The sequence below is a fragment of the Sphingomonas sp. LR55 genome (assembly GCF_036856015.1).
Lineage (GTDB): Bacteria > Pseudomonadota > Alphaproteobacteria > Sphingomonadales > Sphingomonadaceae > Sphingomonas.
The window spans coordinates 3,032,202-3,057,964 of sequence record NZ_JASPFO010000001.1; the positions used below are offsets into that span (position 1 = coordinate 3,032,202).

Below are 25,763 nucleotides of genomic sequence, written 5' to 3' on the forward strand. Positions count from 1 at the left end.
CGTCTCATATTGCGACCTGCTGCTGGCGGATATTGAACTCCTGCCAGTTTTTAGGTGCCCGAAAGCCCTCGGCGAAGAAGGGCACCCGGAAACGGACGCTTGACGATGTATCCATACGCAAGACCTTCAAGTCGACCAATGTTCCCAAGCGTTTTCGCCATGCGAGACGATCGTCCACCGCCACCAGTGCCTGATCAATTACAAAAGGAATGGCTGCATCTTGAAGCGCCAACGAACTCGCCTGAGCAACACGATAGAGCAGCATCCAGAGCAGATCACGTTCCCGCGCGGTCTCGAGTGACAGCATGCTGTCGATCGGCTCAAGCATCTCATAAGCTTTGAAAGGCAGCTTCGACTTGTCTGCGCCCACTAAGGTCGCGACAGCGGCGCGAATGTCGCTTCGGCTAGCGGGACCAGATTTAACCTGCAGGGCAGTGGTTGCCCCGATCTGCCAGAGGAACTGAGGCATGCCAGCGCACAAGCTCCAAGCATATTCGATCGCTGCCGAGTCGAACTGCACGAAGCTTTCAATTCCTTTTGGAGCGACTATTTGCGAAGCTGTCTCGACTTCGGCGAAACCTTCGAGCTCTATGGACTGGCTGCTTCCAAAGAACGCATTTTTGTATTCACGAGCAAACACGTTCATGTGATTGCTACCAGAAAGTAGGATGCCGATAGATGTGCTTGTCTGCGAAACTTCACGAAGGCTCTGGAGCAGCTGTTCGAGCTCTATCCTTTTGCGGCCGCCCATCTGGTAGGGGGCGACCAGAGCTTCCGCCTCGTCAAGAAGAAAGACAAAGCGCGCCTGCGACCCGGTCCATTCGCGCAGCCGCTCGACTAGCATAATCAGCGAGCTCGAAAGACTGTCCTCATCGTAGCAGTCCTGGATCGCACGGCGCACTTCCTTCCAATCGTTGTTGAAATGTTGCCGGATGCGCGCGCAAAGTGCGTGGTTCCGATCATCAGCGGGAAGATTGGGGCGAACCAGGCCGTGCTGGATCGTCTTGAAGAAGACGCCGGCAACCGTGTGCTCCGACGAAGACAATTCAACCTTACGTTCAGCAAGCGTCTGATAAATGCTGATTGCGCCAGATCCAGTGACTTGGCTGCAACGCTTATGGAAAGCATAAAGAAGTGAAGTTTTGCCAACGCGCCTCATTCCACTGAGGAGGACTGGGCTAGGATTCTTTGCGGACACAAGAAACTGATGAAGATTTTCTATTTCGTCGAACCGACCGATGAAAGCGTCGTCCACTACCGGTGTGTTTGCCACCCCCGGATAGAGGTCCATCAACGTGTCGATGTTCAGGACCCGGCTCGACGCACGTCCTCGATCTACCGGTCGCACGGTGCAGACAGCATCTTCTACGATCAGATCGTCGGTTACCGTCTTCGCCTCAATCCTTATACGAATGCTGTCACGACGCTCAGCTTCCGGTCCAAACCAGCTCGGTCCAAAACGCAAATTAACAGCATAGTCCGTCGCGAAGTAGATAGGATTACTCGACAGCTCTTTGTAACGACTCTCATCAGCAAAAATGACATCATCTTCCGCGAAAAGCCTCGCAAAGAGTTTAGCAGGAACCAAGCCTTCGGGAGTCACGACTATCGGTAGGTCGAGGCCACCCGTCTTGTCGGCCGGCGGACGAAGCTGGATCGACCCGTCGAAGCTAACTCTGAGAGTAGGTTGGCTGGTTTGAGATGCACTCGGAAGGTTCTTGATGAACATTCTGAACGGCGCGCCCTTCGCTTGCCCTGCAAGGTGCTCTGCTAGTGATTGTGAAACAGGCAGCAGGTCCGGTCGGTTGAGAGCGACAGCGCGGATTTCGAAAAGCTGGGAAAGGCGGGGCACTATGGCGGCTTCGTGACGTTGCGCGAGCTTGATAATCACCTCATGCGCGCCATGGTCATTGAGCAGATTCAGTAACGGGATACGATACGTCTGCGGTTCGCTAAGGTTCGTTGCCGCGTCCCAGAGGCGTTCGGCCACGGGAAGCGCCAAAGGCCCTGATACGAGCGCCTCTAGAACCCGACCGGTTCGCGATGGCAGCCCTGTCGTGAGCATCCGGCGAAATGGTGAAGCCCGGCCGAGGATCTCCGCCCAAGAGCCGCCCGCGCCGGACTTCCGCAGCATTTCCTGCTCGCTGTCAGCCGCAACGGCGCCCGACAGAAGTTGGAAGGCAATGTCCGTCCGCTTCGACTCCCCTATATCAGCGGCACCGTCGCGCGGATTAGAAAGCCAAGCCGCAGCCGAAGGGAAGATGTCCGCCACTTCAGCAGTCGGGATCGTGGCATGGTCACTAAGTGAATCTATCGCCTGGCCGATGGCCGTCAACCGCGCAGCTTGCGTAGTTCCTGCTGTCTTCGCAACGCTATGGCAGACCTCGTGCGCCAGAGACCAATCCTGCGCTTGGATTGCCGCGATAAGCTGCTCAGGCAAAGCTGTGACATCTGCCGACACAAGGTCTGGAAGGGCGAGCGCGTCTGGGATATCGCTCGCGTCAAACTGCGCCGCTTCAGATGATTCAGTTGTGACTGGCAGGTGTTCGACAGGAGGCGCACTCAGCTCCCCGCTCTCCAACAACAGTGATACACAGTCGGACGGTCTCTGCGCTTGAATAATCGTGTCCGCAACTTCTAGCAGCCGATCGAAGGCCGACTGCAGCACCTCGGCAACATACTGTTCATGCAAAGATAGAGATCTCTCAATAACAAAATCAAGGTACCATATTGACAGTTTGGTAAGAGCGGACTGCTCTTCGTCACGAAAGTTTGGAGAGTTTTCTATCCAGGTTGCAAGCTTTTGAACAGCCTCAGTAACCAAGAGCGTAAAATCGGACGATACCGAGGCTTCAAGCCACAGTTGCGGATCATCGCAGCGCCCAACGAAGACGGATAGAGGGGTGGTCAAACTCGACAGAATGGAGGACACTGGATCAAGCTTGCTAGCAACCTCTACCAAATGCGCGCGCTCGGCACGGCGGTCCAACAGAATATCCTGCCAAGCTGCCTCCAGTTCGGTAAGGGACATCGTTTCGTCGAGGGTGTCGACGCCTGCAGCGTTCAAGCGAGCAATTGTCTTTTGCAGTCTCACGCCCGCTTCAGGATCCCGCAGGTTGTTGGCGCGCTGCTCCTCACGTTCTAGAATAGCAAGCTGCCAAAAGTCGAGCAGATCCGACGCCGCGTCAACGTCGAGCCTGCTCAGCGCGGATTCGAACGCATCTTGATCGAAATCTATTGCGGAGACGTCCTCGCCGGCTTCGCGTAATATTGTTCGAGCTCTGGCTTCTATCGCTTCGACTGCAGGTTGAGCTGAGGTGGATATGGCAGACTGAGCAATGGTATCCCCACGTTCGCGCGCTAGACGGAGTGCCTCGCTGAACGCGCGCCGATCGACGAGATAGTCCGCAATGTCGCGCGTTGAGGGGACCACACCTCTACCTTTCCAACGCATGACGCTTGCCGCTATTTCCAGAGGCTTCGGCGCCACGGGACCGTGGAACTCAGGTAGATCTATGAAGGAGGTCGCCCAGTCCCGATCAGTCGCGGACCACTCCCGCTCAGCTATGGGAGTGGTGTCGCCTACAAGTGTTCGATGGTCTAAGCCTTGATCCGCACCTTCTAGTATCAAACGAACCTCTGACTCCAGCCATTCAATCGTGGCTGCGTCTCCATCGTCACGTAGTCTCTTTTGTATGATAGACAGTTCTTGGCGATAAGATCGCTGCCTGGCATCCGGTTGATCGCTAGCTTCAGCTAGGTAATCTTTCAAAAGTTGCCCCGCCTGATCGAGGTAGCGTGTTAGCTGCTCACGATGCCGGCTCTCGATTCGATCGTCGGGTCGTTCGCTTTGAAACGCTCCTAATACCGAGTCGATGGCACGGCCTGAGTTCAATTCTCCTGCTAGTGCCGCCGCACGAACGGTGTTGATTTCTGTCGCATCCAATAGAGGAAGAAGGAGAAGCTCGCGCGCCTGTTCACGCAGACGCCGAAATGTTCCGCTCATTGTAGCTGGAGCCAAAATGTAGCTAATTAGTGACTTTGCTGCTTCTGCCTGCTCAGCAGGTCTACGCAGCATCCGAATAATATCAACGCCGGTGTCAAGTATGTCGAGATTGCTGCTAATACATTCGATCAGTTCGTGGATCGATCGCCCTACCAGATTGGCATCACTTAACCCCGACGAAGGATCGCCAATTTGGGCTAGCGGACCAAACATTAGGATGTCTCGGAACCGCTCAAGTGCGACAATTCGGCGGAAACTGGGATATGCGTCGCAAGACGACGAAGCTGGATCTACGAATTGCAACATTGCCCGACGAACTAGTTTCGGTGCTGTCGACACATACGATAAAGGGCTATCCAGCTCGTCACTGCCTTGATCAATCAGCAATCGAAATATAATTGCCCCACCGACAATCCACGGCGCATCAAGAAACACCGGAAGAACCGCGGCCAATGCCATAGAATTGAGTTCACCGAGGAAAGCTGTAACTTCCTCGGTTGGCTGTTGAGTAACGTAAGCCAACACGTCCTCGCGGAATTCATTTTCCGTGTTACGACGAGCCACCTCCTTTTCGGCGGCACGCACCAAACGCTTACCGGCTACGGCTAAGGTTTCACTACCAATAGTCATACGCCAGCTGGAGAGAAGGTCGATACTTGGCCGAACTTGGTGAAGTGCGTTTGTGATCGTGTCGAGCGAAGTCAGTTCCGCAACAAGTCGTTCATGATCGATGGACGCTGCTACGAATGCATCCTTGAAAGATGTTCCAAGCAATTCGTCTAGTTCATCGTACATGGAAGCTTGACGGGCACTACCGAGCTTCACAGTATCAATTAAAGCAGCGGTGCTGCGTCGTGACAGATCGACTGCTTCGACGATCGCCTGCCAAGATTCGGCGGGGCCATCAAGGGCGACCGTTGCATCCTGGCATAAGGCCTGCTCGGCGGCGAGGCGCGCATTGCGCATGTCATGAGTGACAGCGTCCAGCGCTTCAAGCCATTGTAGCGTCTCCGGCGAAATGTCGTACTTTCCCGGCGAAACCAGCTCAGGCGCGGCCAGCTTGGGCCGACGAGGTAGGGAGGCGACGACAGACCTTGCCTCGCTCGCGCCTTGAGTTGAGACTGAAGTCGGAACTGCCGTTGCAAGATCCTCATTGAAATAAGCTTCGCTTACCGGGCGGCACCCGAGATTGGCGGCGGTATATAGCAACTGGAGGCATTCGTCGGCCGGCAACAGTGACGCGAACAGTACAATGCTACGTGAGAGCCAAATGTTATCGAGCGTGACGGGACATTTTTCCGCGGCGATCGCAGACGTAAGCGATTTAGCTGTTAAAAAAGTTCTACCCGCTAAATTCGGCCGCTCCTCACCGGCCTCTACTAACCAGTCATACAATAGGGACATGTCTGGAGCCTTGCGGTAGCCCGTCCAAATCAATTCTGCGAACGAAAAAACCGGAGGTAGCAGACGCCCCCTCGTACCGTTCCGCCCGCGCTTATTATAACCCTCCTCGGCTACGAACCCGATTTCGCCTGCGCGGTCTCTCGCTGCGGGCAAATTGCCGAACAGTGACGCCATATTACGGTCCCGCACCAACTGGTCGGCACCCAACGGCTTGGGACTACCGGGAGCGGTCCTCTTAAGATGCGCCTTAACGCCTTGGCGGATCGTCGCTGCGCTACACTGATAATATAGTGGCAGGTACTCAAATAATACGCTGCGAAGATGTTCGTCGGCGAACAAGCTAGGGGGCAAGCTGCCATCGAGAAGCGGCCAGAACTCGCTTGCATTCTCAGCGTCCATTTCAACGGCCATCGTTTCTCATCCACCCCAACGAACCGTATGGGCCACTGCTAACGCCCAAATTATCCGGTAATTGTCCGGATATGCGGGCACGATCGCTTTGTAATCAACCCTGTGTTTGCCGTGCACACGTGACTGCGTTCATTATGGACGCAAATGTGAGGGAAGGATCTGGGACGAGATGCTCCATTCTCCCTGACTTTTGACCGGTATCGCCCCCTGCCCCACCGCCTAAAGCTAGCACTTTCCTAGCACGGACTAGAAATAATCATTATTTTACAATAAGATAAAGGCACGACTAAGCTACTGAAAATCGCAGTGTCGGCGGTTCGACCCCGTCTCCGGGCACCATTTTCCCTTATCGGTCGAGACGTCCAACATCCTTGCCGGGCAAAGCCTGAACTCAAGGCTGATGCGCGGCAGCGAGAAATGAGTCCGGCGTGGGGTTCATTGAAACGGGTGGTCTCGCAACGCTCTGTAATCATGACGTCCGACGAGCTTTTTCAGCGGCTCGATCAAGAGGCCCTGACACTATCGGCGGGAGAAGCTGATAGTTTTCGACGTTCAGCAGCCCAGAGTCATGCCTCCCCTGGCATGCGTTACCGAACTCGAGACTGGCGAGGCTGTGCAACGCTCACGATGTCGTTACCCAAGCGGCAATGCGCTAGGTTCGGGCTTGCAAGCCAATAACCCTCGATTACCAAAAGCTATATGAGGATACCCTCGGCCCCGGCGGCCAGCCTCTAAGTGTGTATTCACTGTAGAAAACTGGAGCGGGCGAAGGGATTCGAACCCTCGACCCCAACCTTGGCAAGGTTGTGCTCTACCCCTGAGCTACGCCCGCTCTGGCGCCTATGTCTCCGGTCTGAAGCGACACGGTGACTGGGTGAGGCGCGCTGTTAGCCCGAGGTTTCGAGATCGGCAAGCGCCTTTTCGATATTATAGCGAAATTCGCCAAATTTATTGTGCGCCGCACCAACCGATCAGTCGATGCGAGATTCCGCTTGGCGACTCCCCTGTAGAACATTACAAGAACAATTGTGAACGAGTCGTCCGCCTTGATTGCCCGCCTGAAGCGGATCGCCACGACCGGTATACCGGCTCAGGGGGATGATCGTGCAGACGATGCGTGGCTGACGGGCGGTTTGGCGAAGGCGCAGTTGCATGAGATTTTCGCCACCGTGGACGACTCGGCCAGCGGCGCGGGGTTCGCGATTGCGTCAGTTCTGGCGGCTCGGGCGGCGCCGGTGATGTGGTTGCGGACCGAGGCGAGCGAACGCCAGGGCGGGCGGCTACATGCGACCGGGCTGGTCGAGATGGGTCTCGACGTGTCGTCGCTGGTGCTTGGGCTGGTCGAGAACGAAACGGATTTACTGCGCGCCGCCGCCGACGCCGCGCGGTGCCACGGGCTTGGTACGCTGCTGATCGAGTCCTGGGGACGTGCACCGAAGATCGACCTGACCGCGACGCGGCGGCTGATGCTGGCCGCCGAAGCCTCGGGCGTGACGATCCTCAGCCTGCGCATCGGTGCAGACCCGGTGCCGAGCGCGGCGGCGTCACGCTGGCAGGTTGCGGCGTGTCGATCGCGACCGCTGGAGGCCGACGCACCGGGCAAACCTACCTTCGACATCGAATTGCTGCGTCGACGCGGAGGCCAAGCCGGGCTTCGCTGGCGTGTGGAGTGGGACCGTGACGCGTATATCTTCGACAATACCGCCTTCGCCTTTGGTGATTCCAAGACGATACCTGGCGCTGGTATTCCCGTGGCTGCCGATCGAGCGGCTGCGGACGATGCGGCCGCATCTGTTCGTCGGACGGGCTGAGACGCCGATCGCGTTCGTCGAGACGGTGTCGGGCAGCGTCAGGCTGAAGGCGCTCGACCGAGAAGCTATGAGGGCAGGACTCGTTCCGGGGCTGACGTTAGCAGATGCCCGCGCGCGTCCCTGAGCTGGAGGTGTACGATCATGACGCGCATGCTGATCACGAATGGCTCGAGCGACTCGCCGACGGGTGCCAGCGCTATACGCCGTCGGTCGCGCTCGACGAACCCGATGGGCTGATCCTCGACATCGCCGGGTGCGTGCACGAGTTCGAGGGCGAGCGTCGCCTCGCCGCCGATCTCGAGGAGCGCCTCGCGCGGCGGGGGCTGCTGGTGCGCCATGCGTTCGGCGACACGCCCGACACCGCGCGCGCTGGCCCGGTATGCGGGGGCACCTGCCCCCGATGAAAAGCGCGCGGTGAAGCGGTTGCCAGTGGCTGCACTGGGGCTCGACGAGGATGCGACCACCGCCTTGTCGCGCGCTGGGCTGAAGACGGTCGGCGATGTGATGGCGCGGCCGCTGGCGACGATCGCGGCGCGGTTCGGCGAGGAGGCGGCGATGATGATTCGCCGGCTCGACGGGTCGGTGAAGGGGCCGATCGTCGCGCGCCGCACCGTGCCGAAAATCGGTGTCGAACGGCGTTTCGCCGAACCGATCGCGCGGACCGAATATGCGCTGGAGATGCTGGCAGACCTGGCGGGCGAAGCGGCGGGTCAACTCGCCGAGCGCCACGAAGGCGGTCGCCGCTGGGAGGCGCGCCTGTTTCGCGCCGACGGTCTGGTCCAACGGTTGCGGATCGAGACTGGCCAGCCGACACGCGACGTCGCGCTGCTGATGCGGCTGTTCCGCGAGCGGATCGACAGCCTCGCCGATCCGCTCGATCCCGGATTCGGCTATGATTTGGTCCGGCTCGATGTCGCGCTGGCCGAGAAACTCGACGCCTCGCAGTTGAAGCTCGAAGGCGGCGAGGCGCAAAAGGGAGAGGTCGCGCAACTCGTCGACCAGCTCGGCACGCGGCTGGGCCGGGCGCGCGTCCGCCGGTTCTCGGCGCGCGACAGTCATATTCCCGAACAGGCCGAGCTGATGCTGCCTGCCGCCGAGGCCCCTGCCCCGACACCGTGGATCGCGCCCGAAACCGGCGAACCGCCGCTCCGCCCGATCTATCTGTTCGACCCGCCGCAGCCGATCGAGTCGATGATGGCCGAGGTCCCCGACGGCCCGCCGCACCGCTTTCGCTGGCGGCGCACCGTCCACGACGTGGCACATAGCGAAGGGCCGGAGCGGATCGCCGGCGAATGGTGGCGCCGCCAGGACATCCCGACGCGCGATTACTACCGTATCGAGGACCGCCGCGGCCGCCGCTTCTGGATCTTCCGCCACGGCCTGTATTCCGAGATGGAGACGCCGCGCTGGTACCTCCACGGCGTCTTCGCGTGAGCGGCGCGGCGCCATGACCGGGTTCGCCGAACTCGTCGCCGCGACCAATTTCTCGTTTCTCGATGGGGCGAGCGATGCCGGCGTGATGGTCGGGCGCGCGGTGGAATTGGGACTAAGCGGGATCGGGATCGCCGATTCCAACACGGTTGCCGGCGTGGTTCGCGCGCATCAGGCGTTGAAGAAGGCACGCGACGGCCTGCTCGGCATGGCAATGCCGCCGATCGATTTCCGCCTGGTGGTGGGTGCGCGGCTGGTCTTCGAAGACGGTACGCCGGACATCGTCGCCTACCCTTCGACCCGACGCGGCTGGGGGCGGCTGACGCGGCTGCTGACGGTCGGTAACCGGCGTGCCGAAAAGGGTGGCTGCATCCTCGGGCTCGGCGACCTGATCGCGCATCATGCCGACATGATGCTGGTGGTGATGCCTAAGAGCAGCGCGCGGGGCGCGACCCCCGTGTCGCCGCTGCCGGACGGCGATGCCCTGCCCGAACGGAGAGAGCGCGATCTGGCGACGGTCCTTAGCGCGGTCAGGCGACTGGGCGCGGATGCGGTCTGGCTCGGCGTGACGATGCCGCGCGGCGGTCGCGATCGGCGGCGACTGGCGCGGCTTAGTCGGATTGCCGATGCGGCAGGCGTTCCCGTGCTCGCGACGACCGACGCGCTCTATGCCTATCCCGACGACCGCGATCTGCACGACGTCGTCACCTGCATCCGCGAGCGCACGACGATTCACAAGGCCGGGCGGTTGCTCGCCGCGAACGGCGAACGGCATTTGAAACCCGAGACCGAGATCGCCCGGCTGTTCCGCGATCGCCCCGATGCGGTGGCGCAGAGCGCACGCCTGTTGTCGCGGATCGCCTTCACGCTCGACGATCTCAAATACGAATATCCGCACGAACCGATTCCGGCCGGCTGGGAGGCACAGGATTGGCTCGAACATCATGTCTGGCAGCTCGCGCTGGAACGCTACGATTACCGCGTGCCGGAGAAGATGCGGGCGCTGCTCCACGAAGAATTCGCTCTGATTCGCGAGCGAAAATACGCCTATTTCTTCCTGACCGTGCACGACATCGTCCGGTTTGCGCGCGCGCAGGATCCCCCGATCCTGTGCCAGGGACGCGGCTCGGCCGCCAACTCGGTCGTCTGCTTCCTGCTCGGCGTCACCTCGGTCGATCCGATGAAATACGACCTGCTGTTCTCGCGGTTCGTGTCGAGCGAGCGCGACGAGCCGCCGGATATTGACGTCGATTTCGAACATGAGCGGCGCGAGGAGGTGATGCAGTATATCTATCGCCGCTATGGTCGCGACCGCGCCGCGATCGCCGCGACCGTCATCCATTATCGGCCGAAGAGCACAGTACGCGAGGTCGGCAAGGCGCTGGGACTGACCGAGGACGTGACGCAGCGGCTGACGAGCACGGTGTGGGGCAGTTTCTCGAACCGCTTCCAGGAACAGCGGTTTGCCGAAACCGGCTTCGACATCGACAATCCGGAGATCGCGCGGCTGCGCGAAATGGTCGACCGGCTGCTCGAATTCCCGCGCCACCTGTCGCAACATGTCGGCGGGTTCGTTCTCACCCAAGGGCGGCTCGATGAGATGGTGCCGATCCATAACGGCGCGATGGAGGACCGCACCTTCATCGAATGGGACAAGGACGATATTGACGCGCTCGGGCTGATGAAGGTCGATATCCTCGCGCTCGGGATGCTGACGTGCATCCGAAAGGCGTTCGACCTGATGCGCGAGCATGACCACGGCGATCACAAGCTCGATACGATCGCAGTCGCTGAGGACGACCGGGTCTATAACATGCTGTGCAAGGGCGACAGCATCGGCGTGTTTCAGGTCGAGAGCCGCGCGCAGATCAACATGCTGCCGCGGTTGCGCCCGCGCGTGCTGTACGATCTGGTCGTGCAGGTCGCGATCGTCCGGCCGGGGCCGATCGAAGGCGACATGGTGCACCCATATCTCCGGCGGCGCAGCGGCAAGGAGGTGGCCGAATATCCTTCGCCCGATCCGAAGTTCGGGCCGCCCGACGAACTCAAGCAACTGCTCCGCTTCACCTACGGCGTGCCGCTGTTTCAGGAACAGGCGATGAAACTGGCGATCGTCGCGGCCGGGTTCACGCCGAACGAGGCGAACCAGTTGCGGAAAGCGATGGCGACGTTCCGCAAGGTAGGCGGCATGGATAATTTCCAGGCCAAGCTGATCGGCGGGATGGTCGGCCGGGGGTATGAGCGCGAGTTCGCTGAGCGGTGTTTCAAGCAGATCGAGGGGTTTGGGTCGTACGGCTTTCCCGAGAGCCATGCGCTGTCGTTCGCGCGACTGGTGTACGTGTCGTCGTGGATCAAATGCTTTCACCCGGCGGTGTTCTGCTGCGCGTTGCTCAATTCGCAGCCGATGGGGTTTTATGCGCCGGCGCAGTTGGTGCGCGATGCGGTCGAGCATGGGGTGACCGTGCTGCCGGTCGATGTGAATGCGAGTGGTTGGGATAATTCGCTTGAATCCTCCCCGGCACGGGGAGGGGAACCGCGCGAAGCGGGGTGGAGGGGGGCTTCAGCGGACGGACCGTTTGCGGCTGGGCTCGTTACGGACGGCCCGGTTTTAGCTTCCCCCTTCCAGGCGGTACGTTTGCGGCGCGCGCCCTCCACCATCCTGCGGATGGTCCCCCTCCCCGTGCCGGGGAGGATTTGCGTCTCGGCTTTCGGCAGGTGGATGGGTTTCGACAGGACTGGGCCGACGAGATCGTCCGCGTCCGGACCACGCCGTTCGCCAGCATCGAGGACCTCGCGCGGCGGGCGAACCTGCCACAGCGCGCGATGAACCTGCTCGCCGACGCCGACGCGTTCCGATCGATCGCCAAGGAGCGCCGCGAGGCGTTGTGGGACGTCCGCAGGACACCGCCAAAGCAGCTTGCGCTGTTCGCTGCCGCGGACGTGCCTGAACTCGGCCAGGAACCCGATGCGCATCTGCCGGCGATGCCGCTCTCCGAACAGGTGGCAGCGGATTACCAGACGACGCGGTTGTCGCTGAAAGCGCATCCGATGAGCTTTCTCCGCGAACGGTTCGCGGCCGAAGGTATCCTGTCGAGTGCGCAGGCCAACGCTACCAAGGACGGGCGGCGTGCGAAGGTCGCGGGGTGGTGCTGGTCCGTCAGCGGCCGGGCAAAGGCAATGCGATCTTCGTGACGATCGAGGACGAGACCGGCGTCACCAACGGACTGATGTGGGCACGCGATTTCGAGGCGAACCGCCGCGCGGTGATGGCGTCGCGGCTGATGGTGCTGGAGGGCGTGATCCAGCGCAGCGAGGAAGGCGTCACGCACCTTATGACCGCACGGGTGCAGGATCGCACCGAGATGCTGCGGCTGCTGTCGGAGGATCACGCGCTGGAACCGCCGCTCGCACGTGTCGACGAGGTGATCCGCCCGGTCCTCACGCGCAGCCCGGATGCCCGCGCACACCACCCGCGCGACGCATCCCCGCGACGTACGAGTCCTGCCGAAGTCGCGCGACTTTCATTGATTCCAATCCGGTCACGGCTGCCGGTCAAGTCACGGATGCCGATCTCCTTTAGAATCTTACGCCCGTCTCGAACCTTACGCCCGTCTCGAATCCTACGCCCGTCACCCCAGCGAAAGCTGGGGTATTTCACGTGGCACGCGACCAGCGCCTCACGGGGATACCCCAGCTTTCGCTGGGGTGACGGGTTTGGGGTGACGGGTTTGGGGTGACGGGTTTGGGGTGACGGGTTTGGGGTGACGGGTTTGGGTGACGAGTTTGAGGTGACGAGTTTGAGGTGACGAGTTTGAGGGCGACGGGTTTGAGGGGGACGGACCGATGGGGATGTACCGACGGTAACCGACCAAGGATCGACGGACCGTTTCAACGGCGGCGGCGGCGCGTGGAATTTCGACCGCGATGCTCTACAGGTTGGCTCCAGAGGTGGCATTCGCCGCCGCCGCCCCCCAAATAGCGCGCTAGAACCACACGGGAGTTGAACTTGGCCACGCTTGGAATGTCCCCCGCGGAGAAGGACGCCGTCGAGGCGTTCCGTCGCGATGTCGTCGAACCGTCGATGACGAAGCTCGTGATCATCGATTTCTGGGCGGAATGGTGCGGGCCGTGCAAGGCGCTGACGCCGACGCTGGAGAAGGTCGCGGCGGATTATGCCGACAAGGGCGTCGTGCTGGCGAAGGTCGATACCGACAAGAACCAGTTCATCGCCGCGCAATTCCAGATCAAGTCGATCCCAACCGTCTATGCGATGTTCCAGGGCCAGTTGGTCGCCGACATGACCAGCGCGCGCACCGAATCGCAGTTGCGCGTGATCCTCGACCAGTTGCTCAAGCAGCTGCCGATCGAGGCCGAGCCGGCGGATGCCACACCCGATGTCGAGCCCTTGATCGCGATGGGCGAAGAGGCGCTCGCCGCAGGTGACGGTGAGCGTGCGCTCGGGATTTTCCGCGAGATCGCCGAGATCGCGCCCGAGCATCCGCAGGTCCATGCCGGCTTCGTCCGCGCGCTGGTCGCGACCGGGCAGCTCGACGAGGCGAGCGACTGGCTGGCGAACCTCGATCCGGCGATCGCTAAGGATCCCGCGATTACCCGCGCACAAGCCGCACTCGCGCTCGCGCAGTCGGCCCCGCCGGTCGCGGACCTGTCGCCGCTGCTGGCCGCAGTCGAGGCGAACCCCGACGATCTGCAGGCCCGGTTCGCGCTCGCCAATGGCCAGATGGCGGCGAACGACCGTGATGCCGCCGCGGACACGTTCCTCGGCATCATTGCCACCGAGCGCGATTGGAACGAGGGCGCGGCGCGGACACAATTGTTGAAGCTGTTCGAAGTCGTCGGGCTCGAAGACCCGTGGGTGTCTGGACAGCGGCGGCGTCTGTCTGCGATCCTGTTCGGATGACCACCGAGTCGCCCCCTCGCGCCACCACGCGGCTATCGATCTTCCCGCTGCCGGGGTCGCTGCTGTTTCCCGGCATGCATCTGCCGCTGCACATGTTCGAGCCGCGCTATCGGGCGATGATCAGTGACGCGATGGCACGTGATCGGCGGATCGGCATGATCCAGCCGCGCGGCGGGCCGAACGATGACGCGAATGCGCTGTACGACATCGGCTGCGTGGGCAAGATCGCCGAGGTCGAGGCGCTCGACGACGGGCGGTACAACGTCGTGCTCGAGGGCATCGCGCTGTTCCGGATCGTCCGCGAGTTGGACGTGACGACCGCGTTCCGACAGGTCGAAGCGGAATTGCTGCCGTTGATCGAGGACGACGCGCTGTCGCTTGGACGGCGCTCATCGCTGGAAATGGAGTCGCGCCGGTTCGCCGACATGCAGGGCTATGCGGTCGATTGGGATGCAGTCGGACGGCTAGACGACGAGAGCTTGGTCAACGGCATCGCCCAGATCGCGCCGTTCGACGCGGCCGCGAAACAGGCGTTGCTGGAAGCGCCGAATATCGAGCAACGCGCGGAATTGATCATCCAGCTGATGCAGTTTTTCGGCCGGCACGACGGCGACGAATCGGTGACGTTGCAGTGAGCACGCTCGATCCTTGGCTGCTCGAACGCCTGGTCTGCCCGATGACGCGGACGCCGCTGCGCTATGACGAAGCGGCGCAGGAGTTGATTTCGGACACCGCGGGCTTGGCCTATCCGATCAAAGACGGCGTCCCTGTGATGCTTGTCGAGGAAGCGCGGCAACTTGGCGGACACGTAGCGGATTAATGCCATCGACCGACCGCCGCCTCTGGAGTCTCGGCGCGGTTTGGGGACTTGGGCTTGTCGGGTCGGGCTGGGCGCCGTTCGACCGCGCGACGTGGTGGATGGAGATCGCACCAGTCCTGATCACGTTTCCGATACTGATCGCACTGCGCCGCCGTTTTATCTTCACCGATCTGGCACTGCTGCTGATCGCGCTGCACGGCCTCGTCCTGATGCTGGGCGGTGCCTATACCTACGCCCGCGTACCGATCGGTTTCACGGTGCAGGACATGCTGCATCTCACGCGCAATCCCTATGATCGTTTCGGGCATCTGATGCAGGGATTCGTCCCCGCCATCGCCTTACGCGAAGTGCTCGTGCGAACCGGCAGCATCGCGTCGCGCCGCCTGCTCACCATCAAAGTGCTCGCCTACTGCCTATCCGTCAGCGCGCTATACGAACTGATCGAGTTCGGGGCGGCCGTTGCGCTCGGTCAGGGCGCCGATGCGTTCCTCGGGACGCAGGGCGATCCCTGGGATACGCAATGGGACATGCTGATGTGCCTGATCGGCGCAGGTCTCGCGTTGACCCTACTGTCCCGCGTTCACGATCGGCAGATCGCGCGCCTCACACGGTAAGCCCTTGCAGCAGTTTCGGCAGATCGCCGCTTTCGCCGCGTGCCTCGGCCATGAAGCGATCCTTGAGCGGCGGGATGGCGTTGACCGCGCTGATGCCGAAACGGCGGACGGCGCTGGCGGTCTTGCCGGGGAGGCCGAACAGGCGGGTGAGCGTGTCGGTGGCGGCCGCGGTCATGAACGTGTCGAGCCCGCGCCAGCGCTGGTAGCGTGCGAGTAGCGCGGCGTCGCCGAGGTCGAGGCCGAGGCGCTTGCCCTCCACGAGGACTTCGACGAGCGTTGCCACGTCGCGGAAGCCTAGGTTGAGGCCCTGCCCGGCGATCGGGTGGATACCGTGGCCGGCGTCGCCGACCAGCGCAAGCCGCGTGTCGGTGATGCGCGCGGCGTGGTGGAAGCCGAGCGGATAGCTCGACCGCGGCGTCGCCATCGACAGCGCGCCGAGGAAGCCGCCCATGCTCTTTTCCGCTTCGGCGAGGAATGCGCGGTTGCCAAGCTTCAGCATGCCAGGGGCGTTCTTCGCATCGACCGTCCAGACGATCGCGGAGCGGTGGCCGTCGGCATCGTCGGGGAGTGGGAGCAGCGCGAATGGGCCGCTCGAATAGAAGATTTCGTACGCCACGTCGCCGTGCGGCAGTTCGTGGTGGAACGCGCCGATGATCGCGGTGTGCTCGTAGGACCAGCGCGCGATGGTGATCCCGGCGGCCTCACGCGTTGGCGAATTGCGGCCCTCCGCGGCGATCATCAGAGGTGCGCGGATCGTGTCACCCGAGTCCAGCATGACGGTGACGCCCGATTCGGCGCGATCGACCGACGTCGAGCGGGTTTGCATGCGCAGATCGACATGCGGCGCGGCGGTCGCGGCGTCGAACAGCGTGCGGCGGAGCAGCTTGTTCTCGTACATCGTCCCGAGCGCGCCATCGTCGGCGTCGGGCACGAAATCGAGCGCGCCCGGCTCCAGCCCGTCGCTGACGCGGATCTGGCGGATCGCACAGCCCTGCCCCGCCAGCGTCGCGCCGATGCCGATCGCGTCGAGCATCCGGTGGCTTGCGCTCGCCACCGCGGAGGCGCGGCCGTCGAAGCCCGGCGCCAGCGTCACCGCGGGGTCGGCCGGGTCGATCACGATCGTCGAAATGCCGTGCACGCCGAGCGCCACGGCGAGCGTCGCGCCGACCAGCCCGCCACCGAGGATAAGTACATCTGTGTCCATGGCGTCGCTTTATCCCGCCAGCCGGTCGCTGCCAACGACGATCCGGGCGCAGCTTAACCCGTGTTGTCGCGTGGTTACCTTGACGTTGAGCCTGCCGAGGGCGATGCATTTCTGAGTTATACTGCAACTGGAGAATACGGGTCATGGCCAGCCGCGCGCAGCCAGCCTTGTGGCGTGAGACGGTGAAGGCGGGTGCCGTCCGCAGCGGCGCGTTGATCGCGGCGATCGCGTTGTTCGTCGGCACGCTGCTGATGGCGCTGGCGCTGGCGAGCTATCACCCGAGCGATGCTGCGCTCAACACCGCGTCGGGCGCCTATCCCGACAATCTGGTGGGACCGCCGGGCGCATGGTTCGCCGATATTGCGCTGACGCTGTTTGGGCCGGCGGTTGCGCTACTGCTGCCGATCGGTCCGATTCTGGGCATGCGATTGTGGCGCGACCTGCCGCTGGGGCATTGGCTGCGGATGGTGCGCGGCGCGGCGATCGGCGTCGCGCTGATGGCGAGCGCGCTCGCGTTCGTATCCGGATCGTCGGTGCTGGCGCTGCCCGCCGGCTGGGGTGGCGTGATCGGCTTGTCCGTCGCGAGCGTCGTGCATTGGGGGCTGAGCTTCATCGGCCAGCCGGTCGCCGAACTCTGGTCCGCCCGCGCGGTCGGTCTGGTCGCGGCGGTCGCGGGCGCGATCGTCTGGGGCAAGAGCATCGAGATCGATCTTGGCGAGCGCAAATGGCGCTTTCCCGCCGCAATCGCACCGAGGCGCTGGGCTATGACGGCTTTGCGGAAATCGACGAGGATAACGACGAGCCGCTGACGCTGACGCGCAAGCCGGTCGAGCCGCGCGCAATCGCCGAGCCCGATCCGCGCCCTGCGCCTGTCATCGCCGACCGCCAGAACGCACCGTCGCAGGCGAAACCCAAGGAGCGCCAGTCGTCGCTCGACTTGCGCGACAATTTCACGCTGCCGAGCCTCGACCTGCTGACGCCGTCGCCGCCGAGCCAGGGCAATGTGATCGACAAGGCGGGCCTCGAGCGCAACGCGCGGCTGCTTGAGAACGTGCTCGACGATTTCAAGGTGACGGGGTCGATCATAGAGGTGCGACCGGGGCCGGTCGTGACGATGTACGAGCTCGAGCCCGCCCCGGGCGTCAAGGCGAGCCGGGTGATCGCGCTGGCCGACGATATCGCCCGCAACATGTCCGCGATTTCCGCGCGCGTTGCGGTGATTCCAGGGCGCAACGTCATCGGCATCGAGCTGCCGAATGCGCGGCGCGAGGCGGTGAGCTTGCACGAACTCGTCGGCAGCCAGACGTTCGAGGACCAGTCGGCGCAGCTGCCGATCATCCTCGGCAAGAACATCGCGGGCGATTCGGTGATCGCCGATCTCGCACCGATGCCGCATCTGCTGGTCGCGGGCACGACCGGCTCGGGCAAGTCGGTCGGCCTGAACAGCATGATCCTGTCGCTGCTGTACAAGCTGACGCCGAACCAGTGCCGGATGATCATGATCGATCCGAAGATGCTCGAACTGAGCATGTATGACGACATTCCGCACCTGTTGTCGCCGGTCGTGACCGATCCCGCGAAAGCGGTGCGCGCGCTGAAATGGGCGGTCGAGACGATGGAGGATCGCTATCGCCAGATGTCCTCCGTCGGCGTGCGCAGCCTCGCCGGCTTCAACGACAAGGTGCGCGGCGCGAAGGCCAAGGGGCAGCCGCTCGGACGGAAGGTGCAGACGGGGTATCACCCGGATACCGGCGCGCCGATGTACGAGGAGGAAAAGCTCGAATACGACGTTTTGCCGCAAATCGTGGTGATCGTCGACGAGCTCGCCGACCTGATGATGACCGCGGGCAAGGAAGTCGAATTCCTCATCCAGCGGCTCGCGCAGAAGGCACGCGCGGCCGGCATCCACCTGATCATGGCGACGCAGCGGCCATCGGTCGACGTCATCACCGGCGTCATCAAGGCCAATCTACCGACGCGGATCAGCTTCCACGTCACGTCGAAGATCGATTCGCGGACCATTCTCGGTGAACAGGGCGCGGAGCAGCTGCTGGGCAAGGGCGACATGCTGTATATGCCGGGCGGCAAGGGTATCGTGCGTGTGCATGGGCCGTTCGTGACCGATGACGAAGTGCGGCTGGTGGCAGATCATTGGCGCTCGCAGGGGCTGCCCGATTACATCTCCTCCGTCACCGAGGAGCCCGAGGAGAGCTTCGCGCTGGAGGGTTCGCCGACCGGAGAGGATTCGGCGGAGGACCAGCAATATCGCCAGGCGATCCAGCTGGTGTGCGAGATCGCAGAAGGCGTCGACCTCTTGGCTGCAGCGCCAGTTGCGGATCGGATATAATTCCGCGGCGCGGTTGATCGAGCGCATGGAAAAGGACGGCATCGTCGGCCGCCCGGATCATGTCGGGCGGCGCGAAGTGCTCCGCGATACCGAAGGGCATGCGATCTAGCGTTGGGAAACCGATACCAGCCGTCCTTCGAGAAACCTTCTGTTCCCTCGCGAACGCGGGGGTCCAGGAGCCACGAACGATGTCGTTTGGAACTCTGGGCTCCCGCCTTCGCGGGAGAACTAGGAGGGGCCGCCCGCCACCAACTTTCCCGCGCGGACAAGGGTTTCGAACCACCGACGGCCGGTATACGGAGCTGATATAAGTTACGAAAAGCAGGTGAGCGTGATGGGGTATCGGCGGTTGTGTGCAGGGGCATTGGCGCTTGCCGTGTCCGGGCAGGTTTCGGCGCAGGATATCCCGAAGCAGACTCCGGGCAGTACCAGCACAGATACCCAGCACCGCCCCCGTTCGGGTGTCCGCCGTGACAGCGATCTGTCGCCGTCCGCGCTGACCGCGGATACGCAGCGCACCCCGCCGCCCGGCCTGTTCGCGGACTGGTTCGACATCCGCAAACGCCTGGCGGACCGCGGGATCGGCGTCAGCGCGCGCTATGCGTCGGAAAGCGGGTATAATTTCGCAGGCGGCGACCGGAAACTGTTGCGCGAGACCGGCCAGTTCGACGTCGGCGTGCTGCTCGATCTCGACAAGGTCGTCGGACTCAAGGGCGGCGCGTTCCAGGCCACGCTCACCTATCGCCGCGGTCGCGATCTCGGCGCGGACGCCAATCTGGGCGTACTGCAACAGGTGCAGGAAGTGTATGGCCGCGGCCAGACGCTGCGCCTGACGCAATTCTGGTACGAGCAGACGCTCGGCGAAAAGCTCGAACTGAAGATCGGTCGCACCAACCCAGGCGAGGATTTCGCGGTCTTCTCCTGCTATTTCCAGAACCTCAGTTTCTGCGGCGCGCAGCCGGGCAATCTGGTCGGCGATTACTGGCAGAACTGGCCGGTCGGGCAATGGGGCGCGCGGCTGCGCTACGACGTCAACGACCACCTCACTTTGAAGACCGCCGCCTATGAGGTGAACCCGCGCAACCTCGAAAAGGACTTCGTGATCGGCCGGTTCCACGGTGCAACCGGCGCGCTGATTCCGGTCGAGGCCGAATGGCATCGCGGCGATAACGACGGCCGCGTGGGCGCGTACAAGGTTGGCGGCTGGGTCAACACATCGAACGGGGATGACGTATTCTACGACGTGAACCGCCAGCCGATCGCGATCACCGGAATGGCGCCGCTCCGCCACGACGCGCGCTACGGCGTGTATTTCAATCTCCAGCAGCAGATCACCGGTACGTCGAAGGACGGCAAGTCGGTGACCGGGCTCAGCGTGTTCCTCAACGCGACGCAGGCCGACCGCGCGACCTCGACCACCGACAACCAGATCGCCGCCGGGCTGTTCTACAAAGGGCTGGTGCCGTGGCGGCCGGGCGACATTCTCGGCTTCGGCGTGGCGCGGACCAACGTGAACGGGCGCGTTGCGAAGGGGCAGGAACTCGATCCGACGCGACCAGCGGTACAGGATGCGGAGTATGCGTCGGAAATCTACTACAGCGTCCACCCGACGCGGTGGCTCGAATTGCGGCCGAACGTGCAGTTCATCCACAATCCTGGCGGGGTGCATGACGCGAACGACGTCGGCGTGCTCGGGATGAAGGCTGCGATCACGCTGTAACGGACGATCAACTTTACATGCCGCCGGCCCTCCGCCCCCGTCATCCTGACGAAAGTTAGGATCCCGAGTAACACCCGCTGCCCTGCTTGATCCTGGGTCCTGACTTTCGTCAGGATGACGGATGCGGTTGTGTGGTGGCCGCAGATCGAATTCAGTGGCGGTTCAAGCGCGGGCGGGCAATCGTCCGCGTTCCAAGGAGATTATGATGTTCAATTCCCGCCCCGCGGTGATCGCGACGATCGCCGCTCTCTCGGTTGCCGCCATACCCGCGCCAATCGCCGCGCAGGCTACCGGCGATCTGGCCGCGGTGCAGAAGCATCTGCAGTCCGTCGAGACGATGACCGCCAGTTTCTCGCAGGCGGATCGCAATGGCAAGGTGCTGACCGGCGTGCTGACGCTGAAGAAGCCCGGCAAGCTGCGCTTCCAGTATGAGAAGGGCGTGCCGATCCTGATCGTTGCGGAGGGCGGCGCGCTGACCTTCATCGATTATTCGGTGAAGCAGGTGCAGCGTTGGCCGATCAAGAATTCGCCGTTGGGCGTGCTGCTCGATCCGACCCGTGACATCACCCGCTATGCCAAGCTCGTCCCCGGCTATGACCAGCGGATTGTGTCGGTCGAGGCGAACGATCCGAAGCACCCCGAATATGGTCGGATCACGCTAGTGTTCGTGCGCAACCCGGGCGCGCCGGGCGGACTGATGCTGCAGGGCTGGGTCGCGCTCGACAGCCAGAACAACCGGACGACGATCCGGCTGACCAACCAGAAATTCGGCGTGGCCGTCAGCGACAACACCTTCCGCTGGAACGACCCACGCACCGTCGGTGGAAGAAAGTAACAAAACTTTCTGGTCATTCATGCCAGCGACAGGTTTCGCACCCTAATGAGTGGCTCGCGGATGTGAGGCATTCGGGATTTTTCCCCTGTTGCCCGGATGGTTTCCCCACAGTCTGCCTGCGTGACGAACGCTGAGTTGGCCCTCGCTCCATGCCCCCGGAGCGAGGGTCTTTCGCGTAGAGCGGCAGGCAAAAGATTTGCCTGACTCGTTCAAGCGCGACCGGCGGGCCCCACTCTTCTCAGGGCCCGGTCGACGACAGCGGCTTCGCCGATGGCGCCTTCTCCCTTCTTCCGAAGCCTCCAGACGCTTCCTTGTCCCCACCTCCTCGCAACGCTACATCGCGGCCGTGAAGATCGTCTCCTGGAACATCAACTCGGTCCGTTTCCGAATCGCCATCGTCGAGCAGTTCCTGCGTGATGAGCAACCCGACATCCTGTGCCTGCAGGAGACCAAGGTCATCGACGGCGACTTCCCGTTGGCGGCGTTCCGCGCCCTCGGCTACGAGCATATCGTCCTGCACGGCCAGCGCATGCACCACGGTGTCGCGATCCTGAGCCGGGTCCCGATCGTCGAGGACGACCGCTTCGACTGGCAGGCGAACAGCGAGGCGCGCCATATCGGCGTCCGGCTGGAAAACGGCGTGCGGCTCGAGAACGTCTACGTCCCAGCTGGCGGCGATGTCCCGAACCGCGAGATGAACCCGAAGTTCGGCCAGAAGCTCGATTTCATCGAGCGCATGACGACCTGGTCCGAAACGCTGCCAGGCCCGACCATCCTGGTCGGCGACTTCAACATCGCCCCGCTCGAATCGGACGTCTGGAGCCACAAGCAGTTGCTCGACGTCGTCAGCCACACACCCGTGGAGGTCGAAGCGCTCGGCAAGTTGCAGGCGGCGGGCGACTGGGTCGATCTCGGCCGCCGCTTTCATCCCGCCCCCGCGCGGTTGTTCACATGGTGGAGCTACCGCGCGAAGGAGTGGGAAGCATCGGATCGCGGTCGGCGACTCGATCACATGTGGGCGACGGGTACCGCTGCCGAGGCGGCGGTGTCGCACCACGTCTACGAACGCTGCCGGAGCTGGCTGAAACCGTCCGACCACGTGCCGATCATGACCGAGTTCGCGTTTTGAGTGATCCGCGCGCCGCCGCCCGCGCGGTCGATGCGCTCCGGCGCGGTTGGCCGATCGCGATCGACGGGCTGGTGCTGCTGGCGGTTGAAACGGCGGATGCGGACCGGTTGGCCGCGTTCGATCCGAAAGGAAATGGCGGCGTGCTGATCTCGTCGGGGCGAGCTGCGACGCTGAAGCTCGCAAACCAACTGGCCGCCGCCGATCCGACCGAGCCGGTGCTGGTCGATCGGGCGCCGTGGATCGATTTCGCCGCCGCGACCGCGTTGGCGGATCCGCAATTCGATCTGGCGACTCCCATGAAGGGGCCGTTCCAGACGGTCGCGCTGACCGATCCAGACGCGGCGGCGGCGGCGTTGCGGCTGGCGCGGATTGCCGGGTTGTTACCCGCTTTCTTCCTCGGCACTGGCGAGCCCGAGGTTCGGATCACGCGCGCGGACATAGAAGCGCACGAGGACGCCACACGACTGACGCTCGCGGCCGCGCGCGCCTCCCGGTCGAGGGCGCGGAGGATGCGGAGATCGTCGCGTTCCGCTCGCCGGAGAGTGCGGACGAGCATATCGCGCTGCTGATCGGCCAGCCCAACGGCCAGCCGCCGCTGGTCCGGCTGCATAGCGAATGCCTGACGGGCGATGTGCTGGGCAGCCTCAAATGCGATTGCGGGCCACAACTGCACGCCGCGATCCACGCGATCCGGGATAGTGGCTGGGGTATCCTGCTCTATCTGCGGCAGGAAGGGCGCGGGATCGGGCTGGTCAACAAGCTTCGCGCTTATGCGTTGCAGGACCAGGGGTACGACACGGTCGACGCGAACACGCGGCTCGGCTTTGCGGTCGATGCGCGGGACTTCGGGGTAGCCGCGAGGATGCTGACTCTGCTCGGGCAGCGCGACATTCGGTTGCTGACGAACAACCCGGCGAAGGTGGCTGGGCTTGAAGCGGCGGGCGTGACGGTGATCGAGCGGGTGCCACATTTCCTGCCGGCAAACCCGCACAACGCACAGTATCTCGCGACCAAGCGCGACCGCACGGGGCATCAGTTCTGACCGAGATTCCTCCCTCGCGCCGTTTGATCGTGGTGTTCGGTGCAGCCGTTCGTCCCGATGGCAGTCCGAGCCCGACGCTTGCGCGGCGGATCGCGTTCGCGGCAGCGGCGGCGGCGCGGTATGTAGATGCAGACCTGTTCTGCTCGGGCGCGAAGGGCACGCATGGGCCGTCCGAGGCTTCGGTAATGGCGGAAATGCTGGCGGAGACGGTCGACCGGTCGCGGATCTATCTCGACGAGGCGAGCGTGGATACGCTGCAGAGCGTGGTCGCGGCGACGGCTTTCGCCCGCGCCGGCGCGTATGCGCAGTGCATGATCTGCACCGACGGCTATCACCAGCCGCGCATCCGCATGCTGTTCGCGATGCTCGGCATGTCCGCGAGCGTGATCCACGTGCCGCATGGCGGGAGCCGGCGGTACCAGCTCAAGATGCGGACGCGAGAGGCGGCGGCGATCCCGTATGACTTGGTCGCGGGGATCGGCGCGATCTGGCGTCGGGGGCGGGGCTAGCGGTCGCTGCGGACGCGTTGAGTTTGCGTATCCCTCGAGCGAGCACCTCCCCGGCGAAGGCCGGGGTCCAGTTGGGAAGGCCGATGTAACGAAGGTCCGTTCGCCGTTATTCCCGTTCCGCCACTGGACCCCGGCCTTCGCCGGGGAGGTGTAATCATCGGAACGGGATACCGGCTGGCTTGTCCTTGACTTTAAGAACCGGGATCTAGTTTATCCTAGCAACCGCGCAACGTCGTCGAAGCTCTCCGCCAGGGCATCGACGCCGATAGCCTTCAGCCGCGCGCCGTGCTCCGCATTACAGTGCGATCCCGCCGACAGACCGATGACATAGCCCCCGACGCCACCGCGCCGGTCGCACCCACCGGCGAGTCTTCGAGGATCGCCGTCCGCGTGATATCCACGTCGAGTTGCCGTGCGCCGAACAGGTAGAGGTCGGGCGCAGGCTTGCCGTTCGTCACGTGCTCGCGGCCGCTGTAGAGGTGGTCTCCGAACGCATCGCGCAGGCCGATATGCTCAAGGTGCCTCGCGATCCAGCTAACTGGGCTCGACGAGACGATCGCCTTGGGTAGATCGGCGGGGAGCGACCGGACGAACGACACCGCGCCCTCGATCGCGTCGACACCTGTCGCCATCACGCGCGCATCTTCGGCTTTGCGCGCGGCGTAGAAATCGTCGGGGAGCGGCCGGTCGATCCAGCGCTCGATCGCATCGATGAAGTGCGGGCCGGCAAGCCCCATAAAGTTCGCCATCGACTCGTCGGGAGTCGTTGGGTGCCCAGCGGCGGTCAGCCACTCCGCAATGTGGCGGTTTCCGACCGCTTCGCTGTCGATCAGCACGCCGTCGAAGTCGAACAGCAGTGCGTCGAACCGGACCGCAATGCTCATGCGCCCGTCCCCCGAGCGCCGAACAGCGCGCTGCCGATCCGGACGTGAGTCGCGCCGATCGTCACCGCGGTCTCGAAATCGTCGGACATGCCCATGCTGAGGCCGGTCAGCCTGTGATCGCGCGCGAGCTTTGCCAGCAGCGCGAAATACGGTGCCGGCTCGATATCCGCGGGCGGCAAGCACATCAGTCCCGCGATCGGCAAGCCGGCGGCACGCGCCTGCTCGACCAGCGCAGGCAGGTCGGCAATCGCGCAGCCACCCTTTTGCGGTTCGTCGCCGATGTTGACCTGGAGGAAACAGTCCGGACGACGGTCGCTCGTCTCCATCGCCTTCCCCAGCGCAGTGACCAGCGACGGGCGATCGACCGCATGGATGCAATCGAACAGCGCCACGGCTTCGGCGGCCTTGTTCGACTGAAGCTGGCCGATCAGGTGCAGTTCGACATCGGGATACTTCTCGCGCAACGCTGGCCATTTCTCGGAGGCTTCCTGCACACGGTTCTCGCCGAACACGCGCTGGCCTTCGACGAGCAGCGGTTCGATTGCCTCGACCGGATGCGTCTTGGAGACCGCGATCAATGTCACGTCTGTGATCCGGCGATCGGCAATCTCGGCGGCCTTGGCGATCCGGGTGCGGATGGATGCGAGCGGCGTGGTGTCGTCAGCTATCATGCCGCGC

General features: G+C 63.1%; 15 protein-coding genes, 1 tRNA gene and 4 pseudogenes. 15 read left to right on the forward strand and 5 right to left on the reverse strand.

Features of this window, described 5'->3' with window-relative positions:
• Positions 1-4: 4 nt before the first annotated feature.
• Positions 5-5,821, reverse strand: coding sequence for an ATP-binding protein (locus tag QP181_RS14555; protein ID WP_333928997.1), 5,817 nt, complete (start codon positions 5,819-5,821; stop codon positions 5-7).
• A 757-nt stretch (positions 5,822-6,578) separates the two neighbouring features.
• Positions 6,579-6,653 (reverse strand) — tRNA-Gly (locus QP181_RS14560).
• Positions 6,654-6,849: 196 nt separating this feature from the next.
• Between QP181_RS14560 and QP181_RS14565 the strand changes: the two genes are divergently transcribed.
• From QP181_RS14565 to QP181_RS14605, 9 genes and pseudogenes are all read left to right on the forward strand, one after another.
• Positions 6,850-7,632, forward strand: coding sequence for an ImuA family protein (locus QP181_RS14565; protein WP_333928998.1), 783 nt, complete (start codon positions 6,850-6,852; stop codon positions 7,630-7,632).
• Positions 7,601-9,066 (forward strand): annotated as a pseudogene (locus QP181_RS14570) (Y-family DNA polymerase). The gene QP181_RS14565 and the pseudogene QP181_RS14570 overlap by 32 nt, the downstream one beginning before the upstream one ends.
• Before the next feature lie 13 nt (positions 9,067-9,079).
• Positions 9,080-11,890 (forward strand): error-prone DNA polymerase, encoded by a 2,811-nt coding sequence (locus QP181_RS14575; RefSeq protein ID WP_333928999.1) that lies wholly within the window; start codon positions 9,080-9,082, stop codon positions 11,888-11,890.
• On the forward strand, positions 11,779-12,255 hold the full coding sequence (locus tag QP181_RS14580; protein ID WP_333929000.1) for a helix-hairpin-helix domain-containing protein: 477 nt from the start codon (positions 11,779-11,781) through the stop codon (positions 12,253-12,255). Before QP181_RS14575 ends, QP181_RS14580 begins: the two co-directional genes overlap by 112 nt.
• Positions 12,207-12,800: a hypothetical protein gene (locus tag QP181_RS14585; RefSeq protein ID WP_333929001.1), complete on the forward strand. Its 594-nt coding sequence runs from the start codon at positions 12,207-12,209 to the stop codon at positions 12,798-12,800. The genes QP181_RS14580 and QP181_RS14585 overlap by 49 nt, the downstream gene beginning before the upstream one ends.
• Positions 12,801-13,084: 284 nt before the next feature.
• Positions 13,085-13,981 (forward strand): tetratricopeptide repeat protein, encoded by an 897-nt coding sequence (locus QP181_RS14590; RefSeq protein ID WP_333929646.1) that lies wholly within the window; start codon positions 13,085-13,087, stop codon positions 13,979-13,981.
• Positions 13,978-14,616: an LON peptidase substrate-binding domain-containing protein gene (locus QP181_RS14595; RefSeq protein WP_333929002.1), complete on the forward strand. Its 639-nt coding sequence runs from the start codon at positions 13,978-13,980 to the stop codon at positions 14,614-14,616. The genes QP181_RS14590 and QP181_RS14595 overlap by 4 nt, the downstream gene beginning before the upstream one ends.
• Entirely contained in the window at positions 14,613-14,801 is a 189-nt protein-coding gene (locus QP181_RS14600) for a Trm112 family protein (protein WP_333929003.1), read from the forward strand. The genes QP181_RS14595 and QP181_RS14600 overlap by 4 nt, the downstream gene beginning before the upstream one ends.
• Complete coding sequence (locus tag QP181_RS14605; protein ID WP_333929004.1) at positions 14,801-15,415, forward strand: DUF2238 domain-containing protein; 615 nt, start codon at positions 14,801-14,803, stop codon at positions 15,413-15,415. Before QP181_RS14600 ends, QP181_RS14605 begins: the two co-directional genes overlap by 1 nt.
• Here the strand turns inward: QP181_RS14605 and QP181_RS14610 are convergent.
• On the reverse strand, positions 15,405-16,619 hold the full coding sequence (locus QP181_RS14610; protein WP_333929005.1) for a UbiH/UbiF/VisC/COQ6 family ubiquinone biosynthesis hydroxylase: 1,215 nt from the start codon (positions 16,617-16,619) through the stop codon (positions 15,405-15,407). The two genes, QP181_RS14605 and QP181_RS14610, sit on opposite strands and share 11 nt — an antisense overlap.
• Before the next feature lie 143 nt (positions 16,620-16,762).
• Here QP181_RS14610 and QP181_RS14615 point away from each other — a divergent pair.
• From QP181_RS14615 to QP181_RS14640, 6 genes and pseudogenes are all read left to right on the forward strand, one after another.
• Positions 16,763-19,075, forward strand: a pseudogene (locus QP181_RS14615) (DNA translocase FtsK).
• A 225-nt stretch (positions 19,076-19,300) separates the two neighbouring features.
• Positions 19,301-20,686 carry a carbohydrate porin gene (locus QP181_RS14620; RefSeq protein ID WP_333929647.1) on the forward strand — a complete coding sequence of 462 codons (1,386 nt, stop codon included), beginning with the start codon at positions 19,301-19,303 and terminating at the stop codon, positions 20,684-20,686.
• Positions 20,687-20,891: 205 nt separating this feature from the next.
• On the forward strand, positions 20,892-21,521 hold the full coding sequence (locus tag QP181_RS14625; protein ID WP_333929006.1) for a LolA family protein: 630 nt from the start codon (positions 20,892-20,894) through the stop codon (positions 21,519-21,521).
• A 346-nt stretch (positions 21,522-21,867) separates the two neighbouring features.
• Positions 21,868-22,650 (forward strand): exodeoxyribonuclease III, encoded by a 783-nt coding sequence (locus QP181_RS14630; RefSeq protein ID WP_333929007.1) that lies wholly within the window; start codon positions 21,868-21,870, stop codon positions 22,648-22,650.
• Positions 22,647-23,692 (forward strand): annotated as a pseudogene (ribA, locus tag QP181_RS14635) (GTP cyclohydrolase II). The gene QP181_RS14630 and the pseudogene ribA overlap by 4 nt, the downstream one beginning before the upstream one ends.
• A 32-nt stretch (positions 23,693-23,724) precedes the next feature.
• Positions 23,725-24,201, forward strand: a complete 477-nt coding sequence (locus tag QP181_RS14640; RefSeq protein ID WP_165886439.1) for a YdcF family protein — start codon at positions 23,725-23,727, stop codon at positions 24,199-24,201.
• A gap of 210 nt (positions 24,202-24,411) precedes the next feature.
• On the opposite strand, the pseudogene QP181_RS14645 reads toward QP181_RS14640, so the two are convergent.
• Together QP181_RS14645 and QP181_RS14650 are read right to left on the reverse strand one after the other, a co-directional pair.
• Positions 24,412-25,085: pseudogene (locus QP181_RS14645) on the reverse strand (HAD family hydrolase).
• The gene (locus tag QP181_RS14650) at positions 25,082-25,756 is read right to left on the reverse strand and encodes a YggS family pyridoxal phosphate-dependent enzyme (protein WP_333929008.1); all 675 of its coding nucleotides are present in this window, start codon (positions 25,754-25,756) and stop codon (positions 25,082-25,084) included. The pseudogene QP181_RS14645 and the gene QP181_RS14650 overlap by 4 nt, the downstream one beginning before the upstream one ends.
• Positions 25,757-25,763: the final 7 nt, after the last annotated feature.

Excerpts from the sequence above, each read along its gene's own strand:
- QP181_RS14650 (WP_333929008.1), bottom strand. The coding sequence starts at position 25,756 with ATGATAGCTGACGACACCACGCCGCTCGCATCCATCCGCACCCGGATC.
- QP181_RS14620 (WP_333929647.1), top strand. The coding sequence starts at position 19,301 with ATGGGGTATCGGCGGTTGTGTGCAGGGGCATTGGCGCTTGCCGTGTCC.
- QP181_RS14610 (WP_333929005.1), bottom strand. The coding sequence starts at position 16,619 with ATGGACACAGATGTACTTATCCTCGGTGGCGGGCTGGTCGGCGCGACG.
- QP181_RS14605 (WP_333929004.1), top strand. The coding sequence starts at position 14,801 with ATGCCATCGACCGACCGCCGCCTCTGGAGTCTCGGCGCGGTTTGGGGA.
- QP181_RS14625 (WP_333929006.1), top strand. The coding sequence starts at position 20,892 with ATGTTCAATTCCCGCCCCGCGGTGATCGCGACGATCGCCGCTCTCTCG.
- QP181_RS14590 (WP_333929646.1), top strand. The coding sequence starts at position 13,085 with ATGTCCCCCGCGGAGAAGGACGCCGTCGAGGCGTTCCGTCGCGATGTC.
- QP181_RS14575 (WP_333928999.1), top strand. The coding sequence starts at position 9,080 with ATGACCGGGTTCGCCGAACTCGTCGCCGCGACCAATTTCTCGTTTCTC.
- QP181_RS14595 (WP_333929002.1), top strand. The coding sequence starts at position 13,978 with ATGACCACCGAGTCGCCCCCTCGCGCCACCACGCGGCTATCGATCTTC.
- QP181_RS14555 (WP_333928997.1), bottom strand. The coding sequence starts at position 5,821 with ATGGCCGTTGAAATGGACGCTGAGAATGCAAGCGAGTTCTGGCCGCTT.